This window comes from Oerskovia sp. 140933, assembly GCF_059651515.1.
On record NZ_JAMXIO010000005.1, the window covers coordinates 65,695 to 80,712 of the forward strand.

12 protein-coding genes are annotated in these 15,018 nt (G+C 70.9%); 5 read left to right on the forward strand and 7 right to left on the reverse strand.

Annotation, left to right across the window (positions count from 1 at the left end; translation table 11 throughout):
• Positions 1-101: 101 nt before the first annotated feature.
• From NHG27_RS04485 to NHG27_RS04515, 7 genes are all read right to left on the reverse strand, one after another.
• Positions 102-1,211 (reverse strand): ABC transporter permease subunit, encoded by a 1,110-nt coding sequence (locus NHG27_RS04485; protein WP_497014882.1) that lies wholly within the window; start codon positions 1,209-1,211, stop codon positions 102-104.
• The gene (locus NHG27_RS04490) at positions 1,208-2,341 is read right to left on the reverse strand and encodes an ABC transporter permease (protein WP_193721452.1); all 1,134 of its coding nucleotides are present in this window, start codon (positions 2,339-2,341) and stop codon (positions 1,208-1,210) included. Before NHG27_RS04490 ends, NHG27_RS04485 begins: the two co-directional genes overlap by 4 nt.
• The gene (locus tag NHG27_RS04495; protein ID WP_193721451.1) at positions 2,338-3,876 is read right to left on the reverse strand and encodes a sugar ABC transporter ATP-binding protein; all 1,539 of its coding nucleotides are present in this window, start codon (positions 3,874-3,876) and stop codon (positions 2,338-2,340) included. Before NHG27_RS04495 ends, NHG27_RS04490 begins: the two co-directional genes overlap by 4 nt.
• Positions 3,877-4,013: 137 nt before the next feature.
• The gene (locus tag NHG27_RS04500; RefSeq protein ID WP_193721450.1) at positions 4,014-5,003 is read right to left on the reverse strand and encodes an ABC transporter substrate-binding protein; all 990 of its coding nucleotides are present in this window, start codon (positions 5,001-5,003) and stop codon (positions 4,014-4,016) included.
• A 407-nt stretch (positions 5,004-5,410) separates the two neighbouring features.
• Positions 5,411-6,475, reverse strand: coding sequence for an arabinan endo-1,5-alpha-L-arabinosidase (locus NHG27_RS04505; protein ID WP_321575541.1), 1,065 nt, complete (start codon positions 6,473-6,475; stop codon positions 5,411-5,413).
• The gene (gene arfA, locus NHG27_RS04510; RefSeq protein ID WP_193721448.1) at positions 6,472-7,983 is read right to left on the reverse strand and encodes an arabinosylfuranosidase ArfA; all 1,512 of its coding nucleotides are present in this window, start codon (positions 7,981-7,983) and stop codon (positions 6,472-6,474) included. Before arfA ends, NHG27_RS04505 begins: the two co-directional genes overlap by 4 nt.
• An 84-nt stretch (positions 7,984-8,067) precedes the next feature.
• A complete protein-coding gene (locus NHG27_RS04515; RefSeq protein ID WP_321575540.1) occupies positions 8,068-9,423 on the reverse strand; it encodes a glycoside hydrolase family 27 protein in 1,356 nt (451 codons plus the stop codon).
• 312 nt (positions 9,424-9,735) lie between these two features.
• Between NHG27_RS04515 and NHG27_RS04520 the strand changes: the two genes are divergently transcribed.
• From NHG27_RS04520 to NHG27_RS04540, 5 genes are all read left to right on the forward strand, one after another.
• A complete protein-coding gene (locus NHG27_RS04520; RefSeq protein ID WP_497014883.1) occupies positions 9,736-11,076 on the forward strand; it encodes an ABC transporter substrate-binding protein in 1,341 nt (446 codons plus the stop codon).
• An 83-nt stretch (positions 11,077-11,159) separates the two neighbouring features.
• A complete protein-coding gene (locus NHG27_RS04525; RefSeq protein ID WP_497014884.1) occupies positions 11,160-12,122 on the forward strand; it encodes a carbohydrate ABC transporter permease in 963 nt (320 codons plus the stop codon).
• Between the two features lie 17 nt (positions 12,123-12,139).
• The gene (locus tag NHG27_RS04530) at positions 12,140-12,997 is read left to right on the forward strand and encodes a carbohydrate ABC transporter permease (RefSeq protein WP_497014885.1); all 858 of its coding nucleotides are present in this window, start codon (positions 12,140-12,142) and stop codon (positions 12,995-12,997) included.
• 1 nt (position 12,998) lies between these two features.
• Positions 12,999-14,306, forward strand: a complete 1,308-nt coding sequence (locus tag NHG27_RS04535) for an arabinan endo-1,5-alpha-L-arabinosidase (protein ID WP_497014886.1) — start codon at positions 12,999-13,001, stop codon at positions 14,304-14,306.
• A gap of 17 nt (positions 14,307-14,323) precedes the next feature.
• Entirely contained in the window at positions 14,324-15,004 is a 681-nt protein-coding gene (locus tag NHG27_RS04540) for a DUF624 domain-containing protein (RefSeq protein WP_497014887.1), read from the forward strand.
• Positions 15,005-15,018: the final 14 nt, after the last annotated feature.

Here is a 15,018-nt window from a genome sequence, read left to right on the forward strand (position 1 = left end):
CCCGGGTACCAGCCGGGACGGGCTCGACCGGGAGGGTGCCACCTCCGGGTCCTTCTCGGCCCGCCCCCTGGACGGACCGCGCTGTGGTGGTGCCGGGTGCGCTAGGTCGCGCTGCCGCGCCCCTGACGGAACGTCATGGCCCGCTGCAGCAGGACGAACGCGAGCAGGACGACACCGATGAAGACCTTGGTCCACCAGGAGTCCAGGCCCTCACGGGCGATGAGCACCTGGATCAGGCCGTACACCAGCACGCCCGCGACGGAACCGAGGACGAACCCGCCGCCACCGGTCAGCAGCGCGCCGCCGATCACGACCGCCGCGATCGCGTCGAGCTCCATCCCGATGCCCGTCAGGTTGAACCCCGACTTGGTGTAGAGCGCGAACAGGATGCCGGCGATCCCGGCGCACGTGCCGCTGATCACGTAGACCCACACCTTGGTCGAGCTGCCCTTGAGCCCCATGAGGTTCACGGCCGTGCCGTTGTCGCCCGTGCCCAGCCCGTACACCGTGCGGCCGAAGCGCGTGTAGTGCAGCAGGTAGACCGCGAGCAGCAGGACGACGAGCGCGACGACCATGCTGAGGTTGATGCTCCACGCCTCACGCCCCTCGCCGAACTTGATCTTCCACGAGGCCAGGGCCGCGAAGCCCTCGTCCTTGATCGCGAGCGACTGGACGCTCACGACGTTGGCCAAGCCACGCGCGAGGAACATCGCGGCGAGCGACGCGATGAAGGGTTGTATGTCGAAGTACTGGACCATCACACCGATCAGCAGGCCGAACGTCGTGCCGATCAGCACGCCCAGGACCAGGACCACGGGGAGCGGTGCCCCCACGATCAGGAGCTTGGCCACGACGAGTCCCACGAGGGCCACCACGGCGCCGACCGACAGGTCGATCCCGCCCGTGATGATCACGAAGGTCATGCCGATCGCGAGGACGATCAGGTACGAGTTGTCGACCAGCAGGTTGGAGAAGAGCCGCATGCTCAGGAAATCGCGGCGGTCGGTGCTGTAGCGGACCTGCCCCACGACGAGGATGACCGCGAGGGCCACGAGCGTGCCCGTGACCGGCAGGAGCCGGCGGTCCGCAAGCTTGCGGACCACGGGGTGCGTCGCGAGGCGTGCCACGAGACCCGTGTCGTGGCCACCCCGCGGAGCCTTGCCCTGCTGAGAGCTCTTGGGCGCCTGGGGCGCCGTCTCGACCGTGCTCACGCCGTCACCTCCTGCGCGCTCGGCGTCGACGTTCCCGTGCCCGGCGCCGGGCGCTTCCTCGGTAGTCGCGACGTGAGGAGCGACCGCAGCCGCTCGGAGGCCGCGATGCACACGATGATGAGCACGAGCGCCTTGAACAGGGGCGTGATCTGCGAGCTGATGTGGAAGATGACCACGGCACGCTCGAGCGTCGAGAGCAGCAGCGCACCGACCACGACGCCCGCGAGGCTGAACTTGCCGCCGTCGAGCTTGGTGCCGCCCAGGACGACGACCATGATCGCGTCCATCTCCTTCATGAGACCGATGTTGTTGGCGTCCGCGGCCATGGTCGGGGCGCCGTAGACGATGCCCGCGAGCCCCGCGAGCAGGCCGCAGAGCAGGTACACGAACCACGTGATGTTCCGCGACTGCACCCCCGCGAGGCGGCTGGCCTCACGGTTGATGCCGATCGACTCCACGAGCATGCCGAGGGCCGTCCGGCGCACCAGCAGCGCCACCAGCGCGAACACGACCGCTGCGATGACCACGGGCGTCGGGATGCCCAGGACGAACCCCGAGCCGATCGACTTGAAGGGCGGGCTCGTCGTCGTCGTGATCTGCCCCTTGGTGATGAGCATCGCGATACCGCGCCCCGCGACCATGAGGATCATGGTCGCGATGAACGGCTGGATGCCCAGGACCGTCACGAGGAAGCCGTTGAACGCACCGATCACCGCGGCGACCAGCAGGCCGATCGCGACCGCCGTCAGCGCGGTGCCGACCGTCCCGCCCGTACCGCTCGCGTCGATGTAGGTCAACGACACCGCGAGCGAGATCGCCATGACGGCACCGACCGAGAGATCGATGCCGCCCGTCGCGATCACCAGGCACATGCCGATGCCCAGCAGCAGCGGCGTGGCGCTGGCCCGCAGGATGTCGACGGGCTGACCGAACAGGTGGCCGTCCATGATCGTCACGTCGAGGAACCCCGGGCTGCGCAGGCCGCACGCGAGGAGCATGACGACGAGCGCGACGACGGGCCAGAACAGGTGGTGGTGCGTCACGCGACGCACGGCGGCCCGGGCACCCTGGGGCCTGGGGCTGCCGGACGCCGTCGGCGGGGCCGACGGGGTCGTGGTGGTGGTGCTCATGATGCGCTCCCGCTCGCTGCGATCGTCTCGAGGATCGTGGTGGACGTGACGTCGGGCCCGTTGGTGATCTCGCCGATCTTCTGGCGGTCCCGCATGACGACGACGCGCTGGCTCAGGCGCAGCACCTCGTCGAGCTCGGACGAGATGAAGACGACGCCCATGCCCTGGCCGGCGAGCTCGGCGACCAGGCGCTGGATCTCGGCCTTCGCACCCACGTCGATACCGCGCGTGGGCTCGTCGAGGATGATGAGACGGGGCTCGGTCGCGAGCCACCGGGCGAGGAGGACCTTCTGCTGGTTGCCGCCCGACAGGTTCCTGATGAGCATGTTCGGGTTGGCCGGGTAGACGTTGAGCGCCTTCATGTACCGCTCGACGACCGCGTCCAGCTCCTTGGCCGGGACGGGTCGCCACGGGCCACGGCTCGCCTGCATCGCGAGGGCGATGTTCTCGCGGACCGTGAGGTCCCCGATGATGCCCTCCTTCTTGCGGTCCTCCGAGGAGAACGCGACGCCTCGCTTGATCGAGGTCAGGGGGGTCGCGGCGCGCGTCGTGCCGTCGAACGTCAGCGTGCCGCTGCCCGCCTTGTCGGCGCCGTACAGCAGGCGCGCGACCTCGGTGCGCCCCGAGCCGAGCAGCCCCGCGACACCGACGATCTCGCCCGCGTGCACGTCGAGGTCGAACGGCTCGACCGACCCGTCGCGCCCCAGGGCGACGGCCCGGAGCAGGGGGGCCTCGTCGTGCTCCGACGCGACCCGGTGCGCGCGCTCCTCGACGTCCGCCAGGGCCTCGCCCGACCGGCCGATCATCGCGGAGATGAGCTCCATGCGCGGGAGCTCCTTGGTCAGGTGCTCGGAGATGAGGCGGCCGTTGCGCAGGATCGTCAGGCGGTCGGTGATCTCGTAGATCTGGTCCAGGAAGTGCGACACGAAGAGGATCGCGACGCCCTTGTCCCGCAGCGAGCGGATCACGTCGAACAGCTCGGCGACCTCGGCCTTGTCGAGGCTCGACGTGGGCTCGTCGAGGATGAGGACCTTCGAGTCGACGACCATGGCCCGCGCGATCGCGCAGAGCTGCTGCACCGCGATCGAGTGCGAGGACAGGGCCGACGACGGGTCGATGTCCAGGTTGAGGAGGGCCAGGTGCTCGCGCGCCTTGCGGCGTGTCGCGGGCCAGTTGATGAAGGGGCCGAAGCGCACCTCCTGGCCGAGCATGATGTTCTCGGCGACCGAGAGGTTCGAGCAGAGGTTGACCTCCTGGTACACGGTGCTGATGCCCGCGTCCTGGGAGTCGCGGGTCCGCGTGAACCGGTGCTCGGAGCCCGAGACCACGATGCGCCCGGCATCGATCCGGTAGACCCCGGTGAGTGCCTTGATGAGGGTGGACTTGCCGGCGCCGTTCTCACCCATCAGGGCGTGGACCTCGCCGGGGCGCAGCGTGAGGTCGACGCCGTCGAGAGCCTTGACGCCCGGGAACTCGATGGTGATCCCGGTCATCTCCACCACGGGCGCCGCGTCCGCTGCAGTCGTCGTTGACATGTTGTTCTTCCGTCCTGGGGAAGGTGCTGGTGCTCAGGTCACCGGAGGCGGGGCGAGGGTCTCGCCCCGCCTGCGGTGAGAGCGGCCCGGGGTTCGCCGTGCCGCGGGCACGGCGACGAGCCGCCGGGTGCTGCTCGTCAGAACGAGCGGGCGTCGATGACGTCCTGCGTGATCGTCTGGTCGAACGCCTGGTCGACGACGATGGTCTCCTTCTCGACGTCCTCGCCGGCCGCGACCTGCTTGACGAGCTCGAGGAGCTGGTCGCCGAAGGCCGGGTTGCACTCGACCACGAAGTTGAACTTGCCCTCGAGCAGCGCGGTCAGGCCGTCCTTGACGCCGTCGACCGTGACGATCTGGATGTCCTTGCCCGGGACCTTGCCCGCGGCCTCGATGGCCTCGATGGCGCCGAGGCCCATGTCGTCGTTGTGCGCGAAGATCAGGGTCATGTCGGGGTAGGCCTGGAGCGCGGCCTCGGTGGCCGCCTTGCCCTCGGCGCGCGTGAAGTTGCCGGTCGCCTCGCCGACGATCTGGTCCTCGACGACCGAGCGGAAGCCCTCCTGGCGGTTGGTCTGGGCGCCCGAGCCCATGGTGCCCTGGAGCTCGAAGACCTTGGCGTCGGGGGCGTTCTCCGCGACCCACTCGCCCGCCGTGACGCCCTCGGCCGTGAAGTCTGCGCCGATCCACGTGACGAACGGGTCCTCGACCGTGGTGTCGACCGTGCGGTCCACGAGCACGACCGGGATCTCGGCGTCCTTGATCTCCTGGAGGACCTCGTCCCAGCCGGTCTCGATGACCGGGGAGAACGCGATGACGTCGACGTCCTGGTCGATGAAGTCGCGCAGGGCCTTGATCTGGTTCTCCTGCTTCTGCTGCGCGTCGACGAACGTGAGGTCGATCCCGTTCTCGGCCGTCAGGTTGGCCTTGACCGACTCGGTGTTCGCGGTGCGCCAGCCGCTCTCCGCGCCGAGCTGGGAGAAGCCGACGCGGATGTTCTCGCCGCCGCCGCCTGCGCCCTCGGTGCCGTCGGCGGAGTCGGTGCCGCCGCCGCCGCAGGCCGCGAGCGCGAGGACTGCCGCGCCTGCGAGGATCCCGGTGAACCGCACGCGTGCCGTGGTCTTGTTGAACATGATCTCCTCCTTGAGATTCGGCCGTCGGTGCCTTGCCGAGACCGTTTCGGCCCGTCGTCGGGCTGTCGAATCGTGGTGGTGCGCTGTCAGGTGCGTCGGTGTCCGTCTCCGAGACCTGTCCACCCCCGGGACAGGCGTCGTGCGACTTGCGTCGCACGTCGGCCGGACCGGTCACGTCCGGGGTTTCGGAGGGACGACCGAGCTGTCCTGCCGAAGGTCCGAATGTGACCGCTAACACCCCCTGGTGAACGATGTTAGCGCTCACACGCAGGAAGCGATAGTCGCTGGGGTCACGTTTCGATCACGAGAACATGCCGACGAACCCGACACGACGGGGCGTACCGGGATCAACGGTACCTCGCCCCGTTCGTGCGGGTCGGTCGGGAGCGGCTCTGCCGCGAGGTCGCTCAGCCCTCCTCCGGCCCTCCCTCGGTCGGCAGCACGGCAGCCCGCGGCCACCCCTCGTCCGTCCAGGCGAGCTCATGGATCGCGAGCCGGAAGTCACCGCCCTCTCGGGCGTCGTAGTAGTGGAACGCGATCCGCCCCTCGTCGACCGACTGCCCGCCGGGGCCCACGACGTACCCCGAGGACTCGAGGAGCGGGGTCCCGCCCCCGCGCGCCAGGTCACGGCCGTCCTCGTCGAGGTAGGGCCCGGTGATCGCGCGCGACCGGCCGACGGCGACGCTGTACGTCGAGTCGGTCCCCCGGCAGCACGCGTCGCGCGACGTGAACAGGTAGTACCACTCGTCCCGGCCGACGACGGCAGCCCCCTCGATCGCGTTGGGCGACCCGACCCGGCTCGCGACCGTCACGGGCTCGGCCCCCTCGACCACCTTCCCGCTCGGCCACTCGAGGGGCAGCGCCTGGATCCCGCCCCAGAACGAGCCGAAGAACAGCCACGGCTCTCCTGCCGTCGTCTCGACCACCGCGGGATCGATCGCGTTGAAGCTCTCCTCGCCCGGACGCGAGCGCACGACGAGACCCTCGTCCCGCCACCCGTACCCCGGCTCGGCCGGGTCGAGCGTCGATCCCGTGCGCAACCCGATCGCCGAGTCGTTGCTGCCGAACGTCGACGCCGAGTAGTACAGGTACCAGGTCCCGTCGTGCTCGTGGAGGTCGGGCGCCCAGAAGTTCGTGACGCCCGGGATCTCGTCACGGACCCAGGACGGGTCGCCCGCGACGTCCCACGCCGTGCCGACCTCGGCCCAGGTCCGGCCGGCGTCGTCCGAGCGCCGGACCTGGGGTGCGCCGAACCCGACCGCGACGTCGCCCGTCGAGTACACGAACCACGGCTCGCCGTCCTCGCCGACGACGAGCTCGGGGTCGTGCACCCGCACGTCGCCCGACACCTCGAGCGCGAACCCGGCGGGGGGCTCCCAGGGCCTGGCGAGCGCCAGGGCCAGGCCCGCCGCGAGCACGACCCCCGCGGTCGCGCCCGCGGCGAGCGCGATCCCACGCCGGGACGCGATCACGCGCGACCCAGGCGCAGCACCGACCACGACACGGGCGGAAGCTCCGCTCGGGCGCGGTCGTCGGCCACCTTGGCCGACGTGTTGGGCACGGGCCCCACGCTCGTGGCGTCGTCGGCCGTGGCCTGCCACGTGTGGTCGGGGTTGGACAGCGTGCGCGCGTCCAGCAGACGCAGCCCCGGGAAGCCGCGCAGGTCGACGTCGAGGTCGACCGGGGTCGTCGTCGAGCGGTTGACGGCGAACACGACGACGTCCCCCGTGCCGGGGTCGTGCGTCGCGACCGCGTCGAGCACGGGCACGTCGCCGAACCGCGCGGTCTCCTCGGCGGGCGACTCGACCGCGACCCGCAGCACGTCGCCCGCCGCGTGCCGGGCCGTGAGCGCGAACGGGTGGAACGTCGTCTGACGCCACGACCGTCCACCGGGCTCGGTCATGATCGGCGCGATGACGTTGACGAGCTGGGCCAGCGACGCCGCGTGGACCCGGTCGGTGTGCCGCAGGAGCGAGATGAGCAGGTTCCCGACGACGACCGCATCGGCGACGTTGTAGCGGTCCTCGAGCAGGACCGGGGCCACGGGCCAGTCGTCGCCCGACGGCGGCCGTGACTCGGCACGCTTCTGGTACCAGACGTTCCACTCGTCGAACGAGATGTGGATGCGCTTCTCGTGCTTGCCCGCCGCCCGGACGGCGTCCGCGGTCGCGGCGACCGACTCGACGAAGTGGTCCATGTCCACCGCGGACGCGAGGAAGGACGCGAGGTCGCCGTCCTCCTCCCAGTAGTACGCGTGGGCCGAGACGTGGTCGACGTGCTCGTACGTCTCGGTGAGCACGACCCGCTCCCACTCCCCGAAGGTCGGCATGTCGGAGCTCGACGAGCCGCACACGACGAGCTCGAGGCCCGGGTCCATGAGGCGCATGGCGCGCGCGGTCTCGGCCGCCAGACGCCCGTACTCGTGCGCCGTCTTGTGGCCGATCTGCCACGGCCCGTCCATCTCGTTGCCGAGGCACCACATCTTGATGCGGTAGGGCTCCTCGACGCCGTTGGCCCGACGACGGTCGGACCACGCGGACCCGCCGGGCACGTTGCAGTACTCGAGCAGGTCGAGGGCCTCCTGCACACCGCGGGTCCCGAGGTTGACGGCCATCATGGGCTCGACGTCCGCCTTGTCCGCCCACCGCATGAACTCGTCGACGCCGACGAGGTTCGGGTCGCTCGAGTGCCACGCGAGGTCCAGGCGCGTGGGGCGCTCGCCCACGGGCCCGACCCCGTCCTCCCACCGGTAGCCCGAGACGAAGTTCCCGCCCGGGTACCGCACGGTCGTCACGCCGAGCTCGCGCGTCAGGTCGAGGACGTCGCCCCGGAACCCGTCGGCATCGGCGGTCGGGTGGTCCGGGTCGTGGATCCCCGTGTAGACGCACCGGCCGAGGTGCTCGACGAACGAGCCGAACGTGCGGCGCCGGACGGGCCCGACGACGAACGCCGGATCGAGGGTGAGGGTCGCTGAGTACATGGTGTCCTTCCAGGGTCGTGCTGTGGTGACGAGGTCGGTGGTGCGCGGTGCGGGGGCAGTGCCCGGGCCCGCTCTGGCGGGCCGTCAGGCAGGTGCCCCGCCCGGCGGCCGGGGCGGGTCGAGGCGCAGCAGGCGCACCCCGTGCGCGGGGACGTCGAGCGTGAGGACCGCTTCGCCGCCGGTCACGGCGCCGGCCGGGTCGACGGGGACCCCGGCGCCGGTCCAGACGTCGACGACGTCGAGGAGCGCGGCACCCCCGGGAGCGAGAGGGGCCAGGCCCGCGGCGGCGGCCGGCACGCGCACCTGCACGGGTGCGTCTGCGGTCGAGAAGACGCCCGCCCAGCGCGTGCCGGCGCACGGACCGGTGCCCTCGGCGCCCCAGACCACGAGGTCCCCCTCGCGCACGAGCTCCGCTCCACCCGTCGAGTGGTGCAGGACGTCGATCAGGCCGGGGTGCACGAGGTCGGCGATCGTCGCCGGGTCCGTGCTCGGCAGGTCCCCGCCCATGAAGAGCGGGGACCGTGCGAGGCACCAGAGCGACAGCAGCGTGCGGCGCTCGTCGACCGTGAGCCGGCTGTCGCGCGGTCCGCCGCGCTCGGCCCGGAGCCCGATGCGCCCCAGCGGGAGCATGTCCGCGTCGGCCCAGGCACCGGGGCGCTGGTGCGGTGCCCAGCGCGCCAGGCGACCGAGCTGGGCCTCGACGTCCTCCCACCGGTCCCAGAGGTCGTCGGAGACCCGCCACATGGTGGCGTGGCGGCGCAGGTGGCCGAGCCGCGCGAGCGAGAGGTCGGTGCCGGGCGAGAGCGAGAGCACGACGTCGCGTCCGTGCCGGTCCGCCGCACGGGCGACCGCGCCCGCGAGCGCCTCGACGGCGTCCGCGTGGTACGGGGCGAGCATGTCGTCGACCTTGAGGAGGTCGACGCCCCAGCCGACGACGCGGTCGACCTGGGTGTCGAGCCACGCGCGCGCCCCGGGGTGCTCGAGGTCCAGCCCGTAGTTGTCGGAGTTCCAGGAGCACGTGCTGGTCCGGTCGGCGATCTCGCCGGTGCGGTACGGGGTGCCACGGACCGGGAGGTCCGCCTCGACCGTGCGTCGTGGGATGCCGCGCATCAGGTGGATCCCGAACCGCAGCCCGAGCGCGTGCACCTGCGCCGCGAGCGGCGCGAGCCCGAGCCGGTCCTGCGCGGACGGGAAGCGTCCCGGCGCGGGGCGCTGGACGCCGTCGTCGTCGATCAGCACGGGGGCGCCGTCGTTGTACCCGCCGGCGCGGGCGGTCGGCTCGTACCACTGGATGTCGACGACCACGGTGTCCCAGCCGACGTGGGCCATGTGCGCGGCGAGGAAGCGGGCGTTGGCGAGGACCTCGGCCTCGGTGACGGTCGTCCCGAAGCAGTCCCACGAGTTCCACCCCATGGGCGGGGTGGTGGCGGTGGTGTGCACGGCAAGGCTCCTCGGCGCTCACGAGCGTCCGCCGTCGGACGCTCTACAACGTTGTAGACGAGGATGATGCCGAGCCTCCCCCGGCCCCGTCAACCCGGCGCCACGACCGACCCGCCATCAGTTTCCATCGTTGTAGATTCGTGACCCGGCCGACTTGACCCGGTGGCACGTCGCGTGCAACCGTTCGTTTTCATCGATGTAAATCGGGTCGACGGAGACCACGGACCCCGGCCGCCGCACCACGCGACGACCGCCGATCCGCAGCGAGGCAAGCCGTCCTCCCAGGACACCTGAGGAACGAGAGGACCCGTGATGAAGAAGTCACGACTCACCACCGTCGTCGGTATCGCACTGGCGACAGGCATCGCGCTGACCGGTTGCTCGAGCGGCGACTCCGGCGGCAGCGACACGCTCACGTTCATGTTCCGCGGCGGACCGGACGAGAAGAAGGCCTACGAGGACGCGATCACGCGGTTCACCGAGGAGACCGGCGTCCCGGTCAAGATGATCGTCACCGACGCGGACCAGTACTCGACCAAGCTCCAGGCGGCCGTCTCGGGGAACAACGTGCCCGACGTCTTCTACCTCGAGCAGGCGAACCTGCAGTCCTACGTGAGCTCGGGCGTCCTCATGGACATCACCGACCAGGTCGCCGAGTCGGGCGTGGACCTCGACAACATCTGGTCCTACGGCGTCGACTCCTACCGCTTCGACGGCACGCTCCAGGGCACGCCGGACGGTCGGCTGTACGGGCTGCCCAAGGACGTGGGCCCGTTCTCGTTCGGCTACAACAAGACCATGCTCGAGGCCGCCGGCATCCCGCTGCCGGACAAGGACGTCCCGCTCACGTGGGACGAGTTCGTCGCGATCTCGAAGCAGCTCACGACCGACACCGACGGCGACGGCGCCGTCGACCAGTGGGGCACGGGGCTCAACGTCCAGTGGAACCTCCAGTCGATGGTCTGGAGCAACGGTGGCGACTGGACCAACGCCGACCGCACCGAGGTCACGGTCGACACGCCCGAGTTCGCCGAGGCGCTCCAGACCTTCGCCGACCTCACCAACGTCGAGGGCGTGACGCCGTCGGCCTCCGACGCCGCGACCCTCGACACCTACCAGCGGTGGATGGCCGGCTCGATCGGCTTCTTCCCCGTCGGGCCGTGGGACGTGAGCGTCTACAACGAGCTCGACTTCGACTACGACCTCATCCCCTGGCCGTCGATGAGCGGCGGCGAGAGCGCCACGTGGATCGGTTCGCTCGGGATCGGCGTCTCCAGCACCACCAAGGACCCGGAGAACGCCGTCCGGCTCGCGACGTACCTGTCGACCGACCCCGCTGCGCAGAAGACGCTCGTCGACGCGAACATCCAGGTCCCCAACCTCGTCGACGCCGCCGCCGAGTGGGCCGCGGTCCCCGACTCCGCGCCGGCCAACCGCCAGGAGTTCCTCGACATCGTCGAGGACTACGGGCACGCGATGCCCGCCGCGTTCACGTACGGCGCCGAGTGGTACGACGAGCTCTGGACGAACATCCAGCCGGTGCTCGACGGCAAGCAGACCGCGGCCGACTACCTCGCCGAGACCCAGCCCCGGATGCAGGCGCTGCTCGACGAGTCCAACGCCGCCGCCGAGCAGGCCGCAGCAGGGAGCTGACGACGCGGCCCCGCCGCCCGCTCCGGCGGGCGGCGGGGCCGCCGCTCACCAGCACCGGTCGCCACCCGAGAGGAACCACCCCGATGACGCAGATCGCGGACGTCACAGACGACGCTCCGGCCAGCACGACGTCGCGGCCCCAGACCTTGCGCAGCGCCAAGGACCGACGCCGCCTCCACCGCACCGAGCACCGGTGGGCCTACGCGTTCGTCGCGGCCCCCGTCGTCGGGTTCCTGGCCTTCACCCTGTACCCGCTGGGCTTCGCGCTCTACGCGTCGCTCACGAGCTGGAACGGGCTGGGCGCCATGCGGTTCGTCGGCCTGGACAACTACACCACGCTGCTCACCGACGAGTACTTCCACAAGAGCCTGTTCAACACGTTCTTCTACATGCTCGGCATCCCGATCGGGATCGTGCTGGCCCTCGTGCTCGCGATCGCGCTCAACCGGAGGATCCCCGGCCGCACCTTCTTCCGCACGGTCTACTACGTGCCGGTCATCTCGTCGCTCGCCGCGATCGCGATCGTGTGGCAGTTCGCCTACAACGGCGACTTCGGGCTCATCAACCAGGCGTTGTCCTGGTTCGGCATCGACGGCCCCGACTGGCTCCAGAACACGAGCACGGTCAAGCCCGCGATCATCCTCATGGCCGTGTGGAAGGGCCTCGGCTACTCGATGCTGCTCTACCTCGCGGCGATCCAGTCCGTCCCGGCCTCGCTGTACGAGGCCGCGTCCCTCGACGGCGCGAACGCGTTCCAGAAGTTCCGGTCCATCACCCTGCCCATGGTCCGCCCCGTGACGTTCTTCATCGTCGTCACCAACGTGATCGCGGGCGCCCAGATCTTCACCGAGATCAACATCATGACCCCGGCGGGCGGCCCGGAGTTCAGCTCCGCGAGCGTCGTCTGGTACATCGTCCGCAAGGCGTTCAAGTACCAGCAGATGGGCTACGCGACGGCCATGGCGGTCGTCCTGGGCGTCATCGTCCTCGTCATCACGCTCATCCAGTTCCGGCTCAACCGCCGCAACAGCTTCAGCATCGACTGAGGGCAGGAGTCACCGACATGAGCAAGACCCTCGACAGCGTCACCGGCCGCAACCGCGTGACGAACACGATCCTCTTCGTCGTCCTCGCGCTGTTCGCCGTGGTGATGATCGCACCGCTGCTGTGGATGTTCTCGACGTCCCTCAAGACCAAGCCCGAGGTGTTCGCGCTGCCGCCCGTGCTGTGGCCCTCGGACCCGCAGTGGGACACCTACACGCGCATGTGGTCCGAGGCGCCCATCCTCTCGGGCTTCCGGAACAGCCTGGTCGTGGCCACGACGGTCACCGTGGTCGGCTCCGTGACCTCGTCGCTCGCGGCCTTCGCCCTGGCCAAGATGCGGCTCCCGGGCAAGAACGTGATCTTCCTGGCGCTGCTCTCGGGCCTGATGATCCCGTACCCGACGATCATGATCCCGCAGTTCGTCATGTTCTCCCGGCTGCACTGGGTGGACACCCTGCTGCCGCTCATCGTCCCGCTGCTGTTCGGGAACATCATCATGATCTTCTTCCTGCGCCAATACCTGGAGTCGGTACCGGACTCGATCGTCGAGGCCGCGAAGATCGACGGCGCCTCGTACTTCCAGATCTTCCGCGTCATGATCCTGCCGATGATCAAGCCCGCCATCGCGGCGCAGTTCATCCTGTGGTTCATGACGATCTGGAACGACTACCTCGCCCCGATCCTCTACCTGAACTCTCCCGAGAAGCAGACCCTGCAGGTCGTCATCGCCAACCTCAACGTCGAGTTCGCGACGCAGCGGGACTACCCCCTGATCATGGGGGCGTCGTTCGTCGCGCTGCTGCCGATCCTCGTGATCTTCCTGATCTTCCAGCGGCAGATCATCCAGTCGGTCGCGCTCACCGGATCGAAGGGCTGACGTGCGGGACGACGCTGCGGGGTGGGGCGCCGAGCACGCCCACGACCCGACCGCGGTGCGCGACGACGACGGCACCTACTGGCTCTTCTCGACCGACACCGCGGCCGACGGCCCGCTCCGGGCGGGGGTCCAGGTCCGCCGCTCGCGGGACCTGGTCGACTGGGAGCTCCACGGCTGGGCCCTGGAGGGGGTACCCGGGCCGGCCGCGGCGTGGTCGGGGGCGGAGGGGCTGTGGGCCCCCGACGTCGTGCGGGTCGCGGACGGGTGGCGCATGTACTACTCGGCCTCGTCGTTCGGCTCGCGACGGTCCGCGATCGGCCTCGCGACGGCGCAGCAACCCGGGGGGCCCTGGACCGACCGCGGCGTCGTCGTCGCGAGCGACCACCTGCCGGACCCTGCCGGGCTGACCCACCCGAACGCGATCGACGCCCAGGTGGTCGTCGCGCCCGACGGGTGCCACCACCTCGTCTACGGGTCGTTCTTCGGCGGGATCCACGTGCTCGACCTCGATCCGGCGACCGGCCTCGCTCCGGGGGCGCCGGCTCCCGGGGCCCTGCACACGGCCCCCGGCGCGCTGGTCGCGCGACGCCCGCGCTCGGTCGACGGCGCGGTCGAGGGGGCGTTCGTGGTCGAGCGCCCGGGCGGCGGCTGGGCGCTCCTGGTCAGCCACGGTTCGCTGTTCTCGACGTACCACGTGCGCGTCGGGGTGTCCGACGACGTCGAGGGGCCCTACCTCGACCGCTCGGGCCGGGACCTGGCGGACCTGGACGCCCCCGACGCGGGCACGACCGTCCTCGCGGGGCACCGCTTCGCCGGGGGCCCGGGCCTCCTCGCTCCGGGGCACGCCTCGGTCCTGACCGAGCCCGGGCGGCAGACCCTCGTGCACCACGTCCGGGACGCGCACGACCCGACCCGTCACCGGGTCCAGGTCCGGCGCCTCGTGTGGACGCACGACGGTTGGCCGCTCGTCGCCCCGCAGCCCTGGGCCGGGCCGTCCCGCGAGGTCGACGACGAGTCGGCCTGGCCGTCGGACGTCGCACAGCTCGTCGGGACGTGGGACCGGGTCCACCTCGACACGGACCCCTCGACAGTGCAGGCGTCGGTCCGGGGACCGCTCGACGTCGAGCCCGGTTCGGTGCGCGCTCACGGCCGCGGACGGTTCACCTGGGCCACGTCCGCAGGGGTCGAGGTCGCAGCGGTCGTGTTCCCCTCGTGGGACGCCGTGCGGGGGCGTGCCGCGACGTCCGTCACCGCGCTCGGCGACGACGGCCGGGTCGTCGTCGCGACGCGCGTGGAGGACGAGCCGTGACCTGGCACGATCGTCCGGTGACCGCGCCCGCTCCCCGCCCCACGCCCCCCTCGCCCAGGACCGCCGACGACGAGGTGCACGGCTGGGCCGGTCGCGTGATGCAGGTGCTGCGGTGGGTCATGCAGCTCGTCGCGGTCAACCTGCTCGTGATCGCCGGGACCCTCGCGGGCGGGGTCGTGCTGGGCCTGTTCCCCGCTCTCGACTCCGGGGGGCGGCTCCTGGCCCGGCTCGCCGACGCAGATCCTTCCGACCGTCTGTGGCGCGACTTCTGGACCGGCTGGGCCGCGGCCTGGCGCCGCCTCGTCCTGCTCGGCCTGCCCGTGGTCGTCGCGGCGGCCGTGCTGCTCGTCGACGCCGCCGTGCTCCGCGCCCTGGACGGTCCCGCGGCGGCGGCCCTGAGCGCCGGGAGCACGGTCGTGGCTGCCTGGACGCTCGTGGTGGCCGCCTACGTGCCCGCGGTCGCCCGGCGGTACGACGAGCCCTGGGTGCGCACGTGGCGCTTCCTCGTGCTGCTGCCCGCGCTGGGTCCGGCCGCCGCGCTCGCGATGCTCGTGACGAGCACGGTCCTGCTGCTCGTGTGGTGGTTCGTGCCCGTGCTCGTCCCGCTCGTCGGGGTCAGCGTCCCGCTGCTGGCCACGGGGCTGCTCGCCGACGGCCAGCTGGAGCGGCTCGACGCACGGGCCCACGCCCCGACCTGAGGTCGCGACGACGA

Bases quoted from the DNA above. Each gene is read 5' to 3' on its own strand.
- NHG27_RS04490 (WP_193721452.1), bottom strand. From the start codon at position 2,341: ATGAGCACCACCACCACGACCCCGTCGGCCCCGCCGACGGCGTCCGGC.
- NHG27_RS04495 (WP_193721451.1), bottom strand. From the start codon at position 3,876: ATGTCAACGACGACTGCAGCGGACGCGGCGCCCGTGGTGGAGATGACC.
- NHG27_RS04500 (WP_193721450.1), bottom strand. From the start codon at position 5,003: ATGTTCAACAAGACCACGGCACGCGTGCGGTTCACCGGGATCCTCGCA.
- arfA (WP_193721448.1), bottom strand. From the start codon at position 7,983: ATGTACTCAGCGACCCTCACCCTCGATCCGGCGTTCGTCGTCGGGCCC.
- NHG27_RS04520 (WP_497014883.1), top strand. From the start codon at position 9,736: ATGAAGAAGTCACGACTCACCACCGTCGTCGGTATCGCACTGGCGACA.
- NHG27_RS04525 (WP_497014884.1), top strand. From the start codon at position 11,160: ATGACGCAGATCGCGGACGTCACAGACGACGCTCCGGCCAGCACGACG.
- NHG27_RS04530 (WP_497014885.1), top strand. From the start codon at position 12,140: ATGAGCAAGACCCTCGACAGCGTCACCGGCCGCAACCGCGTGACGAAC.